This is a genomic window from Kluyvera sichuanensis, assembly GCF_040930405.1.
In the GTDB taxonomy this organism is placed as follows: Bacteria; Pseudomonadota; Gammaproteobacteria; order Enterobacterales; family Enterobacteriaceae; genus Kluyvera; species Kluyvera sichuanensis.
The window spans coordinates 3,306,408-3,326,254 of the sequence record NZ_CP162271.1 but is presented as its reverse complement, the minus strand read 5'-3'; the positions used below and the strand labels follow the sequence as shown (position 1 = coordinate 3,326,254).

20 protein-coding genes are annotated in these 19,847 nt (G+C 56.2%); 13 read left to right on the top strand and 7 right to left on the bottom strand.

Going from position 1 to position 19,847, the window contains the following annotated elements; genetic code table 11:
- Positions 1–20: 20 nt before the first annotated feature.
- The 4 genes from hslO to AB2B48_RS16105 form a co-directional block, all read right to left on the bottom strand.
- Positions 21–899 carry an Hsp33 family molecular chaperone HslO gene (hslO, locus tag AB2B48_RS16120; RefSeq protein WP_185668993.1) on the bottom strand — a complete coding sequence of 293 codons (879 nt, stop codon included), beginning with the start codon at positions 897–899 and terminating at the stop codon, positions 21–23.
- Between the two features lie 23 nt (positions 900–922).
- The gene (gene hslR / locus AB2B48_RS16115) at positions 923–1,324 is read right to left on the bottom strand and encodes a ribosome-associated heat shock protein Hsp15 (RefSeq protein ID WP_185668992.1); all 402 of its coding nucleotides are present in this window, start codon (positions 1,322–1,324) and stop codon (positions 923–925) included.
- 10 nt (positions 1,325–1,334) lie between these two features.
- On the bottom strand, positions 1,335–2,003 hold the full coding sequence (gene yrfG, locus AB2B48_RS16110) for a GMP/IMP nucleotidase (RefSeq protein WP_220440243.1): 669 nt from the start codon (positions 2,001–2,003) through the stop codon (positions 1,335–1,337).
- Positions 2,004–2,071: 68 nt separating this feature from the next.
- On the bottom strand, positions 2,072–4,219 hold the full coding sequence (locus AB2B48_RS16105) for an intracellular growth attenuator family protein (RefSeq protein WP_368299605.1): 2,148 nt from the start codon (positions 4,217–4,219) through the stop codon (positions 2,072–2,074).
- Positions 4,220–4,647: 428 nt separating this feature from the next.
- Here AB2B48_RS16105 and nudE point away from each other — a divergent pair, with 428 nt between their 5' ends.
- Complete coding sequence (gene nudE / locus AB2B48_RS16100; RefSeq protein WP_220440245.1) at positions 4,648–5,211, top strand: ADP compounds hydrolase NudE; 564 nt, start codon at positions 4,648–4,650, stop codon at positions 5,209–5,211.
- 25 nt (positions 5,212–5,236) lie between these two features.
- Here nudE and mrcA read toward each other — a convergent pair whose 3' ends face one another.
- A complete protein-coding gene (gene mrcA, locus AB2B48_RS16095) occupies positions 5,237–7,789 on the bottom strand; it encodes a peptidoglycan glycosyltransferase/peptidoglycan DD-transpeptidase MrcA (protein WP_220440246.1) in 2,553 nt (850 codons plus the stop codon).
- 119 nt (positions 7,790–7,908) lie between these two features.
- Here mrcA and AB2B48_RS16090 point away from each other — a divergent pair, with 119 nt between their 5' ends.
- From AB2B48_RS16090 to trpS, 12 genes are all read left to right on the top strand, one after another.
- A complete protein-coding gene (locus tag AB2B48_RS16090) occupies positions 7,909–8,688 on the top strand; it encodes a pilus assembly protein (protein WP_368299604.1) in 780 nt (259 codons plus the stop codon).
- Positions 8,685–9,224, top strand: coding sequence for a PilN domain-containing protein (locus AB2B48_RS16085; protein ID WP_368299603.1), 540 nt, complete (start codon positions 8,685–8,687; stop codon positions 9,222–9,224). Before AB2B48_RS16090 ends, AB2B48_RS16085 begins: the two co-directional genes overlap by 4 nt.
- Positions 9,211–9,678 (top strand): DNA utilization protein HofO, encoded by a 468-nt coding sequence (locus tag AB2B48_RS16080; RefSeq protein WP_368299602.1) that lies wholly within the window; start codon positions 9,211–9,213, stop codon positions 9,676–9,678. The genes AB2B48_RS16085 and AB2B48_RS16080 overlap by 14 nt, the downstream gene beginning before the upstream one ends.
- On the top strand, positions 9,668–10,102 hold the full coding sequence (locus AB2B48_RS16075; protein ID WP_368299601.1) for a HofP DNA utilization family protein: 435 nt from the start codon (positions 9,668–9,670) through the stop codon (positions 10,100–10,102). Before AB2B48_RS16080 ends, AB2B48_RS16075 begins: the two co-directional genes overlap by 11 nt.
- The gene (gene hofQ, locus AB2B48_RS16070; protein ID WP_368299600.1) at positions 9,984–11,216 is read left to right on the top strand and encodes a DNA uptake porin HofQ; all 1,233 of its coding nucleotides are present in this window, start codon (positions 9,984–9,986) and stop codon (positions 11,214–11,216) included. Before AB2B48_RS16075 ends, hofQ begins: the two co-directional genes overlap by 119 nt.
- 281 nt (positions 11,217–11,497) lie before the next feature.
- Positions 11,498–12,019 carry a shikimate kinase AroK gene (aroK, locus tag AB2B48_RS16065; RefSeq protein ID WP_185668982.1) on the top strand — a complete coding sequence of 174 codons (522 nt, stop codon included), beginning with the start codon at positions 11,498–11,500 and terminating at the stop codon, positions 12,017–12,019.
- A gap of 56 nt (positions 12,020–12,075) precedes the next feature.
- Entirely contained in the window at positions 12,076–13,170 is a 1,095-nt protein-coding gene (gene aroB / locus AB2B48_RS16060; protein WP_185668981.1) for a 3-dehydroquinate synthase, read from the top strand.
- An 84-nt stretch (positions 13,171–13,254) separates the two neighbouring features.
- Positions 13,255–14,547 (top strand): cell division protein DamX, encoded by a 1,293-nt coding sequence (damX, locus tag AB2B48_RS16055; RefSeq protein ID WP_368299599.1) that lies wholly within the window; start codon positions 13,255–13,257, stop codon positions 14,545–14,547.
- A gap of 109 nt (positions 14,548–14,656) precedes the next feature.
- The gene (dam, locus tag AB2B48_RS16050) at positions 14,657–15,490 is read left to right on the top strand and encodes an adenine-specific DNA-methyltransferase (RefSeq protein WP_185668979.1); all 834 of its coding nucleotides are present in this window, start codon (positions 14,657–14,659) and stop codon (positions 15,488–15,490) included.
- Positions 15,491–15,524: 34 nt separating this feature from the next.
- A complete protein-coding gene (gene rpe / locus AB2B48_RS16045; RefSeq protein ID WP_185668978.1) occupies positions 15,525–16,202 on the top strand; it encodes a ribulose-phosphate 3-epimerase in 678 nt (225 codons plus the stop codon).
- Positions 16,195–16,956 carry a phosphoglycolate phosphatase gene (gene gph / locus AB2B48_RS16040; RefSeq protein ID WP_368299598.1) on the top strand — a complete coding sequence of 254 codons (762 nt, stop codon included), beginning with the start codon at positions 16,195–16,197 and terminating at the stop codon, positions 16,954–16,956. Before rpe ends, gph begins: the two co-directional genes overlap by 8 nt.
- Positions 16,949–17,953, top strand: coding sequence for a tryptophan--tRNA ligase (trpS, locus tag AB2B48_RS16035; protein ID WP_368299597.1), 1,005 nt, complete (start codon positions 16,949–16,951; stop codon positions 17,951–17,953). Before gph ends, trpS begins: the two co-directional genes overlap by 8 nt.
- Positions 17,954–18,024: 71 nt before the next feature.
- On the opposite strand, the gene AB2B48_RS16030 is transcribed toward trpS, so the two are convergent.
- Both AB2B48_RS16030 and cysG read right to left on the bottom strand, forming a co-directional pair.
- Positions 18,025–18,198: a DUF4223 family protein gene (locus tag AB2B48_RS16030; RefSeq protein ID WP_368299596.1), complete on the bottom strand. Its 174-nt coding sequence runs from the start codon at positions 18,196–18,198 to the stop codon at positions 18,025–18,027.
- A gap of 229 nt (positions 18,199–18,427) precedes the next feature.
- Positions 18,428–19,801, bottom strand: a complete 1,374-nt coding sequence (gene cysG / locus AB2B48_RS16025) for a siroheme synthase CysG (RefSeq protein ID WP_185668975.1) — start codon at positions 19,799–19,801, stop codon at positions 18,428–18,430.
- Positions 19,802–19,847: the final 46 nt, after the last annotated feature.

Here is a 19,847-nt window from a genome sequence, read left to right as displayed (position 1 = left end):
CGCCGGGAAAGGCTCAGAAATTAATGAACCTGCGGGTCAGACGGTGCTGCGTTATTGCGGATTTCCGCAATATCCATCGCGTTGAACACATAGTGGCTGCCGCAGTAGTCACAGTGCATATCAATTTCACCTTCTTCTTCGAGGATGCTGTTGATCTCCTCGTCCGGCAGCGTTTTCAGCGCACCGGCGCAGCGTTCGCGTGAACAGGTGCACTTAAACTCAACGTCCTGCGGATCGTACAGGGTGACTTCTTCTTCGTGGTACAGACGCCACAGCACATCGTTAGCCGGTAGCGTGAACAGCTCTTCGGCTTTGATGGTGTCGGTCAGCGCCGCCAGGTGTTCGAAATCTTCCGGCTGCGCGTTCTGTGCAGGCATCACCTGCAGCAGCATCCCGCCCGCCGCTGGCTTACCGTCAGATTCGCCGGTGCGGATAATCAGACGGGTTGGCAACTGCTCAGAGCGCTGGAAGTAATCTTCCAGACAGGCCGCCAGCGTATCGCCTTCCAGGCCGACAACACCCTGATAGCGCTCGCCTTCAGCAGGCGTAATGGTAATGACCAGATAGCCGTTGCCGATAAGGGTTTTCAGGTCGGCATCTGCCGGAATATCGCCCTGCACGCGCGCGACGCCGCGCAGCTGCTGGTGGTTGTTACCGTTGATCACCGCCAGCGTCATTGGGCCATCGCCCTGCAGCTGCACGGTGATATCGCCATCAAATTTCAGCGTTGCGGTCAGCAGGCTGGTAGCGACCAGCAGCTCGGACAGCACGTTTTTCACCGGCTGCGGGTAGTTATGGCCTGCCAGAATCTGTTCGAGCGTTTCGGATACGGTGACCAGTTCGCCACGCACGGCATAGTTTTCAAACAGATAGCGATGTAATTGATCGTGTTGAGTCATAATTTTCTCTCTTGGGGTGGCAGTTATTCACTGTCGCCGTATTTAAATCTCATCAGGTCGCGCCGCTCTTTTTTATCCGGCCGTCTGTCCGGATGCGGCATGGTCAGCGCATTTAGCTTGCGCGCCAGGGCGACTTTTTCGCGCTTCTCGATACTTTCCGCCGTCTCTTCATAAAGCGAGACCGCCTCCGTCGCCGGACGCCGCTGCTCCGTAATGCCTTTCACCACCACGGTGCGCTCATCGTTTCCCTGGCGAAGCGTCAGTTGGGCGTTCAGTTCAACCACTTTGCTGGGCTTGCTGCGCTGCCCGTTGTAGTGAACCTTACCGCCTTCAATCATCTCTCGGGCCACGGCGCGCGTTTTATAAAACCGCGCGGCCCAGAGCCACTTATCAAGCCTGACGCCTTCGGTAGACTTCTCTTTCATGGTCGCTCCTTCACTGCAGTGAGGGGATCAGACGACGGTAATCGTTAAGCGCGGGATGACGCAGGTACTGCTTTTCCGCAAGGCCGGAATCGGGGTTGGTCACACCGAGGCAATAGCGGATCCCAAAGTGGGCGGCGGCATCCAGGATGGGTTCGCTATCGTCAATAAATAACGTGCGCTCGGCATCCAGACCCGTATGTTCCTCAACTGCCCGCCATAACCGCTGATCCTCTTTCGGATAACCAAATGTATGGGTGGAAAGTAATAAATCAAGGTGCTCGCCGAGACCGGTGTGTTCCAGCTTCACCGCCAGGTTGTGCGGATGGGCGTTGGTCAGCAGGATGCGGCGCTTGCCGCTGGCTTTCAGCGCGTTCAGGAACGGAATGGTATCTTCACGCAGCACCGCGCGCGGCCCCTGTTCGCTGGTCATCGAACAGATATCGAGGCCTAAACGATCGCTCCAGTAATCCAGACAGTACCAGTTTAGCGTATGTTGCACCGCATGGTACTCCTGGCGAATGGCTTCCTGCGCCGCTTGCGGTGTGATCCCAAGCTTTGCGCCGTAGGTTTCCGGCACCAGTTTTTGCCAGAAATAGTTATCGAAAGCGAGGTCGAGCAGCGTGCCATCCATGTCCAGAAGAACGGTATCTACCTCGCGCCAGGCGATATCAAAATGCATGGTGGGTCTCCAGACGGAAGAAATGCGCGACAGATTAACATAACCTGTCGCGATGATGACGATGAGGCTTAGTGCGTTGGAAAATCGGACTTGAACTCTTCAGGGGCGGAAAGCAGCACGGGGTTGGTGCAGCTCTCATAATATTTCTGAATGTCAGCCAGACGTTCACGATGGCGATGATAGCGGCGCAGCGCCTGTATGCCGTTGTATACCGCACAAACGATCATTGCGAGCATCAGCAACGTGGTGGCCAGATAGTGCCACAGACCGCTGCTGTCCGGCATCCGGTGCAGGTTGATGTGCTGCGTGCCGTTGGCATCGGTATAGAGATTGGTGACGATCCCTTCGGCATGGAATGGCGTATGCATCAACATGCCCGCCAACCGTTGAAACTCTCCCCACTGCTCGCTAGCCGGGTAGTCGTACAGCATAGTAGTGGGATAAGGCTGACTGACGAAATCACTGCCTTCATCGCTGGTGATCAGGAAACCGCCCGGAGCCGGGCTATTCAGCGCCTGCGCCGCGCGTGCGGTTTCACGCAGAATAAACGGCGCGGTGGAGGTATCGACCAGATTGTCCAGCGACTCGGCGCTGACCGGGCGCAGCAGAACGTTGACGCCGTCGAGCTTGCCGGAGTTGGCGCGCTTCACCAGCGCATCCCAGTCGCGGGTGTTGCCAAGGTTAACCAGCGCATTTTTCAGGCGTACACAGTCGTCGGCGGCAGAACAGAGATCTTTGGTTTTCAGCACGATATCGGCGAAGTCATCCAGCAGCACCATGCCGGACTTCTGAATAGCCGAGCGCAGCGCTGGGCTAACGCGAGAATCATCATCCGCCGTGGGGTGTAACTGACGGTTGACAGCCTGCACCAGCGCGGTCGCTTTATTGACGGTTTCTGATTCCGGCAGTGGCAGGCGAGGGGCATCGTTCCAGATAATTTGCGAACAGTCGAACGGCAGGAACGGCGAGCTTTCCTGCGCCGTCCAGGTTCCCGGCGAATGGATGTTACACATCCCCGTTCCACTGATGTGCAGCGTATCGCCCACGCGGACACCCGTCTGCTGCAGCTGGCGAACGTCTTTGGCCTCAATGGTTTGTGCGCCTTTGAGCCAGGAAAGGGTAAATTTGAACGGCATGTTCAGCGGCACGCTGACCCACATCATGATGGCCACCAGCAGCGCGCCGCCGCCGATAACGACGCTGCGCAGCCAGTGCTGGAGCGGGAAGTTTTTGACTTCGTCATGCAGGGAGAGAAAACGTCCCTGGCGCACCACGTGTCTATCGAGATAGATATCAATATCCGTTTTCTGCCCCAGATCCTGGGCCACAAATGGCTGCCAATGGCGAGGGTAGATTAAGTCGATGATCCCAAGGGAGATGTTGTTGATCTGTTCCTGATCGTTCTCGCCGAACAGACCCCAGCGCTTTGGCGTACCGCGCAGGCAGTGGATCTCACGCAGCGACGACTTGGTTGGCGGCGCAAACAGTCCCCATAACCCAGCGCACAGTAGCAGAACCGCGATGCCGAAAATCCACGGCGTAAACACCGCCGGGGCGATCAGCCCGCAGTAGAAAAGAATGAAGGCGGCGACGATCAACAGCGCTTCTCGCAGGCCGTCAGGTCGGCTTAGTGCGTGCTCTTCATGGGTTTCCTGGCGAATGTTGAGCAGCTCAATCTGCTCGCTCTCTTCACCGCGGATAGAGGCCTGAGTCGAAGAGGATGATTCCAGGGCAAAGTTTTTATTTTCAGGCGAATAGGTCTTAAGCGAATGGCCATTCAGGCCAATGACCAGCGGCACGTCGTCGGTGGCGATAAGCTCAATGCTGTTTTCATCGGTAATGTGTTGTTCCCAGAACGGCGGCAGATGTACTTCCACGGAGTCGAGGAAATAGCGCCACTTATTAGGATCATCGGTGGTGATGCCGTAGCGGGTAATGGCGCGCGTCAGCGTAAACACGGTGTTGCTCTGTGGCGTGAGCGCCAGCACCGTAGGGGCGATGGTGGCCCCAGATGCCGGCATCTGCAGATCCTGATTAAGATAGCTGAGGTAGTTTTCAACGCCCAGACGTTCTTCATCGGTCAGTTTTCGCGTGGTGGCACCCGGAAATTGGTGCAGCCACGGCAGCTGAAGACGTTTCGTCCGTTTACGCAAGAGCCAACCGACCAGCACGGCGCAGATCAGTATCGCTACGGTAAAGATCATCAGTGTGCCCATGCTTTTCCCATCATACTTATTTTAGAGGTCTCTTCGTTGCCTGCTTTTCGTATAAACCATTGGCACGTATTACACATTCACAAAAAGAGTCTATATACCCGTCATACTTCAAGTTGCAGGTGCGTTGGCTGCGTTCGCTCACCCCAGTCACTTACTAGAGTAAGCTCCTGGGGATTCACTCTCTTGCCGCCTTCCTGCAACTCGAATTATTTAGGGTGTAGACTCTCGCAAAACGTAAGCATAACAAACCCATCGGTCAGCGAGTATCAGTAAATTCCCAATTGTATTTCAAGCTCTTGACATTTATCCATAAATGAGGGATGAGAAGCAATAGGTTGCAACAATGTAAATAAAGCGCGTTATGCATTGCTGGAACGGCATCGCTATCGCACAATGATAAAAGTCATTACAGCAAAGACCCCGGCCCAATGAGCAAATCATTACAGAAACCTACCATTCTCCATGTTGAAACCGTCGCGCAGTCACGCCTTTTTAACGTGGAAAGCGTTGATTTAGAGTTCAGCAATGGCGTACGTCGCGTTTATGAACGTATGAAACCGTCCTCGCGCGAAGCGGTGATGATTGTGCCGATTGTCGACGACCACCTGATTTTAATCCGCGAGTACGCGGTAGGCACCGAGTCCTATGAACTCGGTTTCTCGAAAGGGCTTATTGACCCTGGCGAAACGGTGATGGAAGCAGCGAACCGTGAGCTGAAAGAAGAGGTGGGTTTCGGCGCGCATGAGCTGACGTTCCTGAAAAAACTCGGCATGGCGCCATCCTATTTCTCCAGCAAGATGAATATCGTTGTGGCGGAAAACCTCTACCCGGAATCGTTGCCGGGTGATGAGCCAGAGCCGCTGCCGCAGGTCCGCTGGCCGCTGGCGAACATGATGGCGCTGCTGGACGAGCCTGATTTTAACGAAGCGCGCAACGTGAGCGCGCTGTTCTTGCTGCGCGAGTGGCTAAGAGAACAGGGTCGATTGGCATAAAAAAGGCGCCGATGGCGCCTTTTTCTTAGAACAACTCGTGGGTTTCCCCGTTATCAATCACCTCGGTTCCCACCTCGTGAACCGCCTGCTGCGTAGGCTGCGTTCCCTCGATGAAATACTCCTCGCGGCTGCTGCCTCCGTTGGCTAACTGCCCGGTGCTGCGGTCGATATTGACCGTGACCACGCCCGGCGGAGGGGTGAGCGGCTGCTCAGGAACGCCCGCCAGAACCTGCTTCATAAAGGCATCCCATGCAGGCTGCGCGCTCTTCGCGCCGCCTTCGTAGCCGGAGATCTGATCTTTGATAGCGCCAGATGCCGTCGTGCGTCCCAGATCGCGACGATGATCGTCAAAACCAATCCACACTGACGTTACCACGCCCGGACCGTAGCCGGAGAACCAGGCATCTTTCGAGCTGTTGGTGGTACCGGTTTTACCGCCGATATCACGACGGCCCAGGTCACGCCCGGCACGCCAGCCGGTACCCTGCCAGCCCGGTTCGCCGAAGATATTGGTATTCAGCGCGCTCTTAATCAGGAACGACAGCGGCGTGTTGATCACGTGCGGTGCGTACTCCTGAGCGCCGGTCTGAGCAACCAACTGCTGATTAGCTTGTTCAAGCGCTGGCATCGGTACGGTGGAATTCTGCGGCATCTGGGAGACAGCGACATCTTCAACGTCGTTGTTTTCCAGCACGTTAGATTTCTGCGTATCGCCATAGATAACCGGGATATTGCAATCAGGGCAGGCAATTTTCGGCTTCGCTTCAAACAGCACGCCGCCCTGGTCGTTTTCAATCTTGCTGATGTAGTACGGGTCGACCAGGAAGCCGCCGTTAGCCATCACCGCATAGCCACGCGCGACCTGCAGCGGGGTAAAGGATGCCGAGCCCAGCGCCAGTGATTCGGTATGCACGATGTTGTCCGCCGGGAAGCCGAAACGCTGCAGATATTCTGCTGCGTAATCAACACCCATCGCGCGCATCGCACGTACCATCACCACGTTCTTCGACTGCCCCAGACCCTGACGCAGACGGATTGGACCTGCGTACTCCGCCGGGGAGTTTTTCGGCTGCCAGTCGGAACCGGCGCCGGCATCCCAGCGGGAGATAGGCACGTCGTTAAGCATACTGGCGAGGGTCAAACCTTTATCCATCGCGGCGGTGTAGAGGAACGGCTTAATGTTCGAGCCGACCTGACGCAGCGCCTGGGTAGCACGGTTAAACTTACTCTGGTTGAAATCGAAGCCGCCGACCAGCGCAATAATGGCGCCGTTTTGCGGATTGATGGAGACCAGCGCGGAGTTCACGTCCGGCACCTGAGCCAGCCACCAGCTATCGCCGTTCTGACGAACCCAGATCTGCTGGCCTGCCTGCACCACATCGGTCACTTTACGCGGGGTTGGCCCCTGCGCAGTGTCCGAACGGTATGGACGCGCCCAGCGCATCCCTTCCATGGCTAATGACACCGAGGTGCCATCTGCCAGTTGAACGGTCGCTTCCTGAGGATTGGCGGCGGTGACAACGGCAGGCACTAACGGGCCATAGGACGGCAGCGGACGCAGCGACGCACGAATTTTTTGGCTATCCCACGGGGTTTCGCCCGCTTTCCACAGCACGTTTGACGGGCCGCGATAGCCGTGACGCATATCGTAATCCATCACGTTATTGCGCAGCGCCTGCTGGGCCGCCTGCTGGTTCTTGCGGGTGATCGTGGTGTACACGCGATAGCCATCTTCATAGGCCTGCTCACCGTACTGCTTCACCATATCCTGACGCACCATCTCCGTTAAGTACGGGGCAGAGAAGGCAATCTCCGGAGCGTGATAGTCGGCGTCAATCGCTTCGTTACGCGCCTGATCGTACTGCGCCTGGGTGATATAGCCTTCGCTCAGCATGCGCGACAGCACCACGTTGCGGCGCGCGGTGGCGCGATCCAGCGAGTAGAGTGGGTTAAAAGTGGACGGTGCCTTCGGCAGGCCGGCAATCACCGCCATCTCGCTCAGGGTGAGCTGATCGACGGGTTTCCCGAAATAGACCTGAGCGGCAGCACCTACGCCATATGCGCGGTAGCCGAGGTAAATCTTGTTCAGGTACAGCTCAAGAATCTCGTCCTTACTCAGCATTTGCTCTATGCGAATAGCAAGGAACGCTTCCTTCACTTTACGCATCAGCGTCTTTTCAGGGCTGAGGAAGAAGTTACGCGCGAGCTGCTGGGTGATGGTACTGGCCCCCTGCGACGCATGGCCGGAGAACATCGCTACGCTTGCCGCACGAAAGATACCAATGGGGTCGATCCCGTGGTGCTCGTAGAAGCGGCTATCTTCGGTCGCAATAAACGCTTTCACCATTTCTGGTGGGATCTGGTTGAGGGTCATAGGAATACGGCGTTTTTCACCGTACTGCGCGATGAGTTCACCGTCCGCGCTATAGACCTGCATTGGCACCTGCAGGCGCACGTCTTTGAGCGTCGCCACGTCGGGCAACTGAGGCTCAATATATTTGTAGAGGCCGTAGATCGAGCCTGCTCCCAGCAGAATGCAACAGACTGCAAGGATGAATAAATACTTTACGAACTTCACCGGAGAATTCCCATTAAGTGTCATTTGGGCAGTTTATAAACAAACGCGCGGTAGTATAAAGGCAAGCCAGATGCATTGATATAGCCGTCACCGTGAGGTGACGTAAGGATGATCGTGAAATGGCTTTCAGATGCTGGCAAATGGGTCTTCATATTCAGCAGGATAACGTCTTTATCGTTGCACTTCAGCGTACTCGCCGCGGCTGGCTCCTTCGCCGCTGGTGGCAACTGCCGTTACCGCCGTCCGCGCAGCAAGGCGATGACGTGCTGCTGGCGGCGCTCAAACCGTGGCGGCAGGCGTTGCCCTGGCAGCACGCGGTGAGCCTGGCCTTTCCGGCCAATAGAACGTTACAAAAAAACCTCCCTCTTGCGGCGATGTCGCTGTGCGAAAACGAACAAACGCAGTGGATTGCCAGCGCGATGTCGCAGCAGCTTGAGATGAACGCGGCATCGCTCTGCTTTGATTATCACCTGGTGGAGCCACAAGGGCGATGGAACGTCACCGCAGCGCAGCAGCACGATATCACCCGTCTACAGCAGCTGGGGCAGGCGCTGCGTTTACAGGTTGCGGCGATCACCCCTGATGCCTGCGCGCTCCAGACGCTGGTGCCGCACTTAGATTCGCAAGATGCCATGCTGGTCTGGCGCGATACCCGGCAGTGGCTCTGGGCCAGCCGGGAAGGCTGGGGGCACTGCGCGTTTGACGATGCCCCCTCGCTGAAGCAACTCGGTATCCAACTGGGCGTCAACCCACAGCGCCTGGTGTGCTGTACTGCTCAGCCAGGCGAATATAAAGGTTTCGATCCCTGGAATGTAGTGGCGCAGAAATATCCACCGCTGCCTGCCAGAGGCGATGACTTTGCGGTGGCGCTGGCACTGGCTATGGGGGCGGCATCGTGAACATCCCACCGGTGAATTTCCTTCCCTGGCGACAGCGCCGCTTTCGGCGGTTGATTCATCGCTGGCTCGCGTGGGTCGGCGCTGTCTGGTTGTTGTGCGGCGCGCTGGCGTTGATCGGGCGTGGATACTGGCTGCCGGTCGCGGCGGTTAGCAATATCCATGTCGAAGCAGAACGGCGGGTAGTGCAGCAACTGGCTCAGCGGGAGCAGGTGCTTCAGGTGGGTTTACAGCAGCAGGCCGCCTTAAAAAAACGGCAACGTACGCGGCAGGTGACTGAAGCCTGGTCGCCCAGGTTGCTGGCGCTGGCCGCGCATTTCCCCGCTTCGGCATGGCTGAGCGAGCTGAGCTACCGTGACGGCGTGCTGTCGCTATCGGGCGTGTTGACGCCGGTTTCCGCGCTGGCTGAGGTTGAGCAAACGCTGCGAGCTATCCCTGGGTTTCATCTGATGCAGGCCGGCAAAATTCAGCGCGATAGCGCCGGGCGCTGGCAGTTCCAGTACGCATTACGCGAGGAGAGTGGAAATGCGTCGCCTTGAACGCCTATGGCCGCTCTCTCCCACGGCGAAGGTGGGCGCAGGAGCGCTACTGTTGATGCTGGTAGCGATGTACGGCGGCTACCGGGTCGAACATCAGGCCTATGTTGAGGCGGGAAAAAGTCGCGAAGCATGGCAGAAACAGCATGAGCAATACCTGACGCGCTGGCATCGTGTCGCTCACCTCAACGCTGACGTGCGCGCTACACCATGTCTGGAAGAACAGGATATCCCACCGTTCTCTCCGGTCGGTTTTCAGCAAAATGGCGCCCGACTGGCCCATTGGCAGCCTTCAGAGGCGGGCGGTGAAATCTCGCTGGATACGCTGTGGCATGCCGTTCCTGGCACCTTTTTGCGGCTGGCCGAGCGCGGAATGCGGGTTACGGGTTTTACTCTGGCAACGCACGACGATGTGCTCCGTTTTACCCTGCAACTGGTACGCGACGATGAATCCTGAACGCGCGCTTCTTTTATTACTCACCGTTCCGCTGCTATGCGGAATGCGGGATCCGTTCGCCCCGGTGATGGATGCCTGTCAGACAGCGCAGCTTGCTGACTGGCACTATCGCGGCGGGACGCAATCGGCGTCGCGGCTGATTGGCGTGGCGCAGGAACGGGATGAACGCTGGCGGCGCGTGGAGGTCGGGCAGACGCTGAATGCGGGCTGGCGGGTTACGGCAATCACGCTGGATAGCCTGACTGTGGAAACGGGTGAGGGATGTGAGCCCCGAGTATGGCAATGGAAAAGAGAAGGAACGCCGAATGATAAAAAGGATAGTGCTGTTGATGCTGGCGCTGGTGTCAGCGCTGGCCCCGGCGAAGAACGTCACGCTGGTAGTGGACGACGTGCCGGTCGCGCAACTGCTTCAGAGCCTCGCTGACCTGGAGCAGAAGAACATGGTTATCTCCCCGGAAGTGCAGGGAACGCTTTCGCTCCAGTTGCGTAACCTGCCATGGCAGCAGGCGGTTCAGACGGTGATTAACTGCATGGAACTGGTGCTCACGCAGGAAGGAGGCGTCTATTACGTGCACTCGCAGCGCTGGCGCGAAGAGAAGCAAGCGAGGGTGCTGCAGGAAAAGGAGAAACGCCAGCAGACGCTGCCGCTGATGCATCGCAGCCTGGTGCTGCACCATGCCGATGCCAGCGAGTTGGCGAAAGCTGGGGATAAATTACTGAGCGCGCGCGGTTCACTCACCGTCGATAAACGGACCAATCGCCTGATCGTACGTGATGACCGTGAGCACCTCCCGGCGCTGGAAGCGTGGGCAAAGGAGATGGATATCCCGGTTGGGCAGGTTGAGCTGGCGGCCCATATTGTCACTATCAACGAAACCAGCCTACGAGAATTAGGAGTGAAGTGGAATCTTGCCGATGCCGCTGGAGCAACCGGTTCTGGCAAGATAACCACCTTAAGCAGCGATCTCTCGGTTGCGGACGCCACGACGCGCGGCGGGTTTAATATCGGTAAAATCAACGGCCGCCTGCTTGAGCTGGAACTCTCGGCGCTGGAGCAAAAGCAGAAGGTTGATATCATCGCGAGCCCGCGGCTGCTGGCCTCGCATTTGCAGCCTGCCAGCATCAAACAGGGCAGCGAAATCCCTTATCAGGTTTCCAGTGGGGAGAGTGGCGCGACCTCAGTGGAGTTTAAAGAGGCGGTGCTCGGCATGGAGGTCACACCAACCGTGCTGCAAAACCAGCGCGTTCGCCTGAAGTTGCGCATCAGCGAAAACATGCCCGGCCAGGTGCTACAGCAGGCGGACGGCGAAGTGCTGGCGATTGATAAACAGGAGATTGAAACCCAGGTTGAGGTTAAAAGTGGGGAAACGCTAGCGCTGGGCGGCATTTTTTCGCAGAAGAACAAGAAGGCCAGCGATAGCGTACCATTCCTTGGCGATATCCCCTTGTTGGGCCATCTTTTTCGTCACGATGGCAAGGACAATGAGCGGCGCGAGCTGGTGGTGTTTATCACCCCGCGTATTATTTCTGTGCAGTAGCGACGGGGAAACATGCTGATTTGGTGAATAAGGTGTTTCCCAAGTTTGACGTGGGGCCGGATTTAGCATACAAGGAGTACCGATTTGAGCGTCAGTGAATAACATTCCTTCCTCCTGAAGTCTGCTGATTTAATCTGTTGCCAAACCAGCCGGAGTATTGAGATAATTTTCAGTCTGACTCTCGCTCTATTGCATAAGAGGTTTCAGTTCATGTCCAGCGACGCGCGAACGACTGCGGCGCGGATTTATCATTAACGAATAGTCTTAGTAGTACCAAAAAAATGGCAGAGAAACGCAATATCTTTCTGGTTGGGCCTATGGGTGCCGGCAAAAGCACCATTGGGCGCCAGCTGGCTCAACAGCTCAATATGGAATTTTACGATTCTGATCAAGAGATTGAGAAACGAACAGGCGCTGACGTGGGCTGGGTCTTTGATGTCGAAGGCGAAGAAGGTTTCCGTGACCGCGAAGAAAAAATCATCAATGAGTTAACGGAAAAGCAGGGTATTGTTCTGGCAACAGGCGGTGGCTCTGTAAAATCACGTGAAACGCGCAATCGTCTCTCCGCTCGTGGTGTCGTCGTCTATCTGGAAACGACCATTGAAAAACAGCTGGCACGTACTCAGCGCGATAAAAAGCGCCCGCTGCTGCAGGTCGAAACTCCACCGCGCGAAGTGCTTGTTGCGCTGGCTGATGAACGTAATCCACTGTACGAAGAGATTGCGGATGTCACTATCCGTACTGACGATCAGAGCGCAAAAGTTGTCGCCAACCAGATTATCCATATGCTGGAAAGCAACTAATACTGGCCCAGAATAGAACGCCAGCGAATAAAAGTAACTAAGGTGGACGTCGCGTTATGGAGAGGCTTACTGTAACTCTCGGGGAACGTAGTTACCCGATAACCATCGCGGCTGGTTTGTTTAACGATCCAGCTTCCTTCTTACCGCTCAAGTCTGGCGATCAGGTTATGCTGGTCACCAACGAAACGCTGGCACCGCTCTATCTGGACCAGGTTCGTTCCGTGCTGGAGCAGGCTGGCGTGAAGGTTGATAGCGTCATTCTGCCGGACGGCGAACAGTATAAAAGCCTGGCCGTCATGGACACCGTCTTTACTGCGCTTTTGCAAAAACCGCACGGTCGCGATACGACTCTCGTTGCTTTAGGCGGCGGCGTTATTGGCGACTTGACCGGTTTTGCCGCGGCGAGCTATCAGCGCGGCGTGCGTTTTATTCAGGTTCCTACCACCTTGTTGTCTCAGGTGGACTCTTCGGTTGGCGGCAAAACCGCGGTCAACCACCCTCTCGGCAAAAACATGATCGGCGCATTCTGGCAGCCAGCCTCCGTGGTTGTTGACCTGAACTGCCTGAAAACGTTGCCGAAACGCGAACTCTCCTCCGGTCTTGCTGAAGTGATCAAATACGGCATCATTCTTGATGCGCCGTTCTTTGACTGGCTGGAAGAGAACATCGATGCGCTGATGGCGCTCGATGAAAAAGCAATGGCGTACTGTATCCGCCGTTGTTGTGAGCTGAAAGCGGATGTTGTGGCAGCCGACGAGCGCGAAACCGGGTTACGTGCTTTACTCAATCTTGGGCATACTTTCGGTCATGCGATCGAAGCCGAGATGGGTTACGGCAACTGGCTGCACGGCGAAGCCGTTGCGGCAGGTATGGTCATGGCCGCGCATACATCAGAACGTCTGGGGCAGTTTGCTGCCGAAGACACGCAGCGTATCATCACGCTGCTCAAGCGCGCAGGCCTGCCGGTTGCTGGCCCGCAGGAAATGTCGGCAGAGGCGTATCTGCCGCACATGATGCGAGATAAAAAGGTTCTTGCTGGCGAAATGCGGTTAGTGCTGCCGCTGGCCATCGGGAAAAGTGAGGTGCGCGGTGGCGTATCCCACGACGTGGTTCTTGGCGCTATTGCTGATACTCAGCAAGCGCAACTATAAGAAAGGTCAAGCCGCGTTCGCGCGGTGTTTTAACTTCAGGTGATATGCAATTGTCGTGGCATAAGCCTTTTAGTGGGGTGTTAAATGGATGAATTTAAACCAGAAGACGAGCTGAAACCCGATCCCAGCGATCGTCGTACTGGTCGCTCTCGTCAGTCTTCCGATCGTGACAACGAGCCACAGATCAACTTTGATGATGTGGATCTCGATGCTGATGAGCGTCGTCCGTCCCGTAGTCGTAAAGCGCGTGAAGAAGCTGAGCCGGAAGACGAATACTATGAATCTGACGATGCCGAAGAGGGCGATGCAGAGGAAGTGGTAGAGCGCCGCCCGCGTAAACGTAAAGCTGCTGCGCCGCGTAAACCGGCCTCCCGCCAGTATGTCATGATGGGGCTTGGCGTTGTCGTGCTGCTGGTGCTGATCGTCGGCATTGGTTCAGCCCTGAAAGCACCATCTTCTAACGACCAGAGCGCCTCTTCTGAGAAGAGCGTGTCGCTTTCTGGCGATACCAATACCGATCAGGCCAATAATTCTGCTCAGCCTGCCGCCCAGGAGAATACTCCGTCGCAGCAGCAGGACGTCTCCCTGCCTCCGATTTCCTCTACCCCAACCCAGGGTCAGGAAAATGCGGCACCGGACGGCCAGCAGCGCGTTGAGGTTCAGGGCGACCTGAACAATGCACTGACGCAGCAGCAGGGTCAGATTGATAACGCGGTAGTGAACTCTACGCTGCCAACTGAACCTGCAACCGTCGCGCCAATTCGCAACGGTGCTCGCCCGGCAGTGACCGCACCGGAAGCGCCTCGCCAGACGGCGACCGCCCCGCGTCCGGAACGCAAGCACACGGTTATCGAAACCAAACCGCAGCCGATGGCAACGGTGAAAACGCCTGCGCCAACCGCGCAGACCAAGCCTGTTGAAACTAAGCCAGCGGTGACTGCGCCGAAGCATACCGAAACCGCAGCGACTGCGGCCCCGGTTAAAGCGCCGGTGACGGCAACCGCAGCGGCGAAACCAGCAGCGACCACTACCGCGCCAACCGCAACGGCGGCTACAGCAGCACCTGCTGCGGCGGCAACCGGTAAATCTGCGGGCGATGTGAACGCGCTGAAAACCGCTTCTGGCTCGCACTACACGCTGCAGCTCAGCTCCTCTTCCAACTACGACAACCTGAACGGTTGGGCGAAGAAAGAGAACCTGAAAAACTACGTGGTGTATGAAACCTCTCGTAACGGTCAGCCGTGGTACGTGCTGGTCAGCGGCATCTACGCATCTAAGGATGATGCGAAACATGCTGTCACCACGCTGCCAGCTGACGTCCAGGCGAAAAATCCGTGGGCGAAGCCGCTGCATCAGGTACAGACTGACCTGAAATAATCGTTATTAAGACAACCCTATCCGCACCGCCGCGTGCGGATAGGGGAGAAGCGCAGGATGCTGTCGGAGCTTTCTCCACAGCCGGAGAAAGTGTAATTAGTCAGGCCGCATGAAAAAAAATCGCGCTTTTCTGAAATGGGCGGGAGGCAAGTACCCTCTGCTCGACGATATTAGAGATCATCTGCCTGCCGGCGATTGTCTGGTTGAACCCTTCGTTGGTGCTGGATCGGTATTCCTGAATACCGATTTTTCGCGTTATATTCTGGCTGACATTAACAGCGACCTCATCGAGCTCTATAAAATCGTCAAAACTCGCTCCGATGAGTACATCGACCGGGCGCGCACGATGTTTGTGCCTGAGAACAATGACGCCGACCGCTACTACCAGCTGCGCGAAGAGTTTAATCGTAGTACCGACCTGTTCCATCGCGCAGTGCTGTTTTTATACCTCAACCGCCACGGCTATAACGGCCTGTGCCGCTACAACCTGCGCGGTGAGTTTAACGTCCCGTTTGGGCGCTATAAGAAACCCTATTTCCCGGAAGCCGAACTGCGCCACTTTGCTGAAAAGGCGCAGAATGCCGAGTTCTACTGCGAGTCGTATGAAACCTGTATGACCCGTGCAGACGCGCGCTCCGTGGTGTATTGCGATCCGCCGTATGCCCCGCTGTCGGCGACGGCGAACTTCACGGCGTATCACACCAACAGCTTTAGCCTGGAGCAACAGGCGTTTCTGGCGAATAAGGCCGAAGAACTGGTGGCGAAGCGAATTCCCGTGCTGATTTCCAACCATCGCACGCCGCTGACGCTGGAGTGGTACAAAAATGCGGCGGAAACGTATACCGTAAAGGTTCGTCGCAGCATTAGCCGCAACGGCGGCACACGTAAAAAGGTGGACGAACTGCTGGCCCTATATCGCCCGCCTGGAAAAAAACAACGTTAAAAGACCCTAATGGATAGGCTCTGAGGAGATGTGGATGAAACAGTACCTGATTGCCCCTTCAATTTTGTCGGCCGATTTTGCCCGTTTAGGCGAAGATACTGCCCGCGCGCTGGCTGCCGGGGCGGATGTGGTTCATTTCGATGTTATGGATAACCATTACGTGCCGAACCTGACTATCGGCCCGATGGTGCTGAAAGCGCTGCGTAACTACGGCATCACCGCGCCAATCGACGTTCACCTGATGGTGAAGCCGGTTGACCGTCTGGTTCCGGATTTTGCCGCCGCAGGCGCCAGCATCATCACTTTCCATCCTGAAGCTTCCGAACACGTAGACCGCACGCTGCAGCTGATTAAAGAGCACGGCTGTAAAGCGGGCCTGGTGTTCAACCCGGCAACCCCGCTGACCTACCTTGACTACGTGATGGATAAGCTCGACGTTATCCTGCTGATGTCGGTTAACCCGGGCTTTGGCGGACAATCCTTTATCCCTCACACCCTCGATAAACTGCGCGAAGTGCGTCGCCGTATCGATGAGTCCGGCTATGACATTCGTCTGGAAGTGGATGGCGGTGTGAAGGTGAACAATATTAGCGAAATTGCTGCGGCAGGGGCGGACATGTTTGTCGCCGGCTCGGCGATTTTTGACCAACCGGACTACAAAAAAGTCATTGATGAAATGCGCAGTGAACTGGCAAAGGTAAGTCATGGATAAATTGCAGACCATTCGCGGCGTCGCGTTTGACCTCGATGGCACGCTGGTAGACAGCGCGCCGGGGCTGACCGCCGCCGTTGATAGCGCACTTTACGCGCTTGAGCTTCCGGTTGCAGGTGAAGACCGGGTCGTCACCTGGATTGGTAACGGTGCCGATGTTCTGATGGAACGTGCCCTCAACTGGGCCCGCCAGGAACGTGCGAGCCAGCGCGCCGCTCAGGGGAAACCGTCGGTGGATAACCACGATATTCCTCAGGACGAGCAGCTTCGCGTGCTGCGCCGCCTGTTCGATCGCTACTACGCCGAGTTCGCTGAAGAGGGCAGCTTCCTGTTCCCTCACGTGGCAGACACATTGGCTGCATTGCACGCTAACGGCCTGCCGCTGGCGCTAGTGACGAATAAGCCGACGCCGTTTGTGGCCCCGATTCTTGAATCCTTGGGCATTGCTGACTACTTCACGGTAGTGATTGGTGGCGATGACGTGCAGAACAAAAAGCCGCATCCGGAACCGCTGCTGAAAGTGGCGGAGAAGTTGGCGTTAGCGCCGGAAGCGCTGCTGTTCGTCGGTGACTCCCGTAACGATATTCAAGCTGCTAAAGCGGCGGGCTGCGCCTCCGTCGGCCTGACCTACGGCTATAACTATGGCGAAGCCATCGCGCTCAGCGAGCCGGATATTATCTTCGACCACTTTAATGAACTGCTGCCCGCTCTCGGGTTTGCGCACAGTGAACATCAGGAATCAGAACATGACTAAGCCCATCGTATTTAGCGGCGCACAGCCGTCAGGTGAACTGACCATCGGTAACTACATGGGTGCACTGCGTCAGTGGGTCAACATGCAGGACGACTATCACTGCATCTACTGCATCGTCGACCAGCATGCGATTACCGTCCGCCAGGACCCGCAGGCGCTGCGTAAAGCGACGCTCGACACGCTGGCGCTGTATCTGGCCTGTGGCATCGACCCGGAAAAAAGCACCATCTTCGTACAGTCTCACGTGCCGGAACACGCACAGCTGGGCTGGGCGCTGAACTGCTACACCTATTTCGGTGAACTGAGCCGCATGACCCAGTTCAAGGATAAATCCGCCCGCTACGCGGAAAACATCAACGCCGGTCTGTTTGACTACCCGGTGCTGATGGCGGCAGACATTCTGCTGTATCAGACCAATCAGGTGCCGGTAGGCGAAGATCAGAAGCAGCACCTTGAGCTGAGCCGCGATATTGCCCAGCGTTTTAACGCCATTTATGGCGACGTGTTCAAAGTGCCTGAGCCGTTTATTCCTAAGTCCGGCGCGCGCGTGATGTCGCTGCTCGAGCCGACGAAGAAGATGTCCAAGTCTGACGATAACCGTAACAACGTGATTGGCCTGCTGGAAGATCCGAAATCCGTGGTCAAGAAGATCAAACGCGCGATGACCGACTCCGAAGAGCCACCTGTTATCCGTTACGATCTGAAAGAGAAAGCGGGCGTCTCTAACCTGCTGGATATCCTCTCCGGCGTGACCGGTCAGAGCATTCCAGAGCTGGAAAAACACTTTGAAGGCAAGATGTATGGCCATCTGAAGGGCGAAGTGGCAGAAGCGGTTTCCGGTATGCTGACCGAGCTGCAGGAGCGTTATAACCGCTTCCGCAACGACGAAGCGTTCCTGCAGAAGATCATGAAAGACGGGGCCGATAAAGCCAGTGCGCGTGCTTCCGAAACGCTGAAAGCGGTGTACGACGCGATTGGTTTTGTGGCTAAGCCGTAATCATCGCCTCGATAAATAAAAAAACCGGGATATTTCCCGGTTTTTTATTTTCTATATAAATAGATTTTTAATTATTTTACCGCTGCCGTATCGCCACAGCCGCCAATCATTTTAGAAATAGAAATGGCAGGGTGTAATAAATAGTCGTATGAACAGTTATTGTTTCTGTTCTGGACGCTACCGGTGCAGGCGGTCATGGTGGAGACTGCCAGCAGTAACGCCGCGACTTTAAGCATGTTTTTCATTTTATAATCCCTATAAATTAAATGACTTTATATATGCATAATTCCATATGCTTTAAAAACACGTTTGAATTAGGCCGTGGGTATATAACGCGAAATGCAATTAGTAAGTCAATTAACTTAATCGTGTAATTAACTAAATGAAGATTTAAGAATGGCTAATTATTACGGGGGAGGTGATTTCAGGTGATATAAAAAGGCGCTATCCGGAGCGGAATAGCGCCCAATAAAATTAATGGTTTGAGAACCAGTTCAGCTTGCCGCGCAGGCCCACTACGCGGCCGACGATAATCAGCGCCGGGCTTGCCATTTGCTCAGCCAGTTCGCCAAGCTGGGACAGCTGTCCGTCCACTACGCGCTGGTTAATCGCGGTACCGTTCTCGACGATAGCCACCGGCATGTCTGCCTGCATACCGTGTTCAATCAGCTTTTGCTGGATGGTAGCGGCCTGATTCAGCCCCATATAAAACACCAGCGTCTGTTTTTCTGCCGCGAGGTTTTCCCAGTCCAGTTCGCCGCCGGTTTTCAGGTGCCCGGTAACCAGACGCACGCTTTGGGCGTAATCGCGGTGGGTCAGTGGAATGCCTGAGTAGGCGGAACAGCCAGAGGCGGCGGTAATGCCGGGTACGACGGAGAAGGGAATGCCAGCATGACACAGGGTTTCCAGTTCTTCACCACCACGGCCAAAGATAAACGGGTCACCGCCTTTCAGACGCACCACGCGTTTACCCTGTTGGGCTTCACGCAGCAGAATCTGGTTTATCTCTTCCTGCGGTACGCAATGGTAGCCCGCACGTTTACCCACGAATACGCGGTCCGCATCGCGGCGAACCAGATTCATAATATCGTCGGAGACCAGGCGGTCGTAAACCACCACGTCTGCCTGTTGGATTTGCTGCAGGCCTTTTAGCGTCAGCAGCCCGGCATCGCCCGGACCGGCACCCACCAGCACCACTTCACCGCGGTGATCCAGCGGCGTGTTCAGCAGTTGTTCGGTGGTGTCATCAATGGCCTGCTGATCCTGATTGGCCAGCGATTGCGCCAGACGGTCATTCTCAAACAGCTTTTCCCAGAAACGACGGCGTTCACCCATTGTCGCAAACTGCTTCTTCACCCGCGTGCGCAGTTGCCCGGCATAGGCAGCAACCTGTCCCAGATGCTGCGGCAGCAGCGCTTCCAGCTTCTCGCGCAGCAGACGTGCCAGCACCGGTGAGGTGCCGCCGGAAGAGACGGCGACCATCAGCGGCGAGCGGTCGATAATCGACGGCATGATAAAGCTCGCCGCTTTCGGCGCATCGACCACGTTGCAGAAGATACGCCGCGCTTCGGCCGCATCGCTGACCTGCTGGTTCACCACGTCATCATCGGTGGCGGCAATTGCCAGCCAGCATGGGTCGAGCAGCGCGGGTTGGAAATCACCCTGCACCAGTGTCAACATGCCCGCCTCCGCCCAGACGTGGAACTGCGGAACGTAATCCCGTGCGTTTACCGTTAAGCGAGCGCCCGCGTCCAGCAGCAGACGCGCTTTGCGCTCGGCAACATCACCGCCGCCGACCAGCAAACAGTCGCGCTCGCGCAGTTGGCAAAAGATGGGTAAGTGATCCAAGGGGCAACCTCACGGAATAGATAAATGCGGGGGATGAATAATGCAG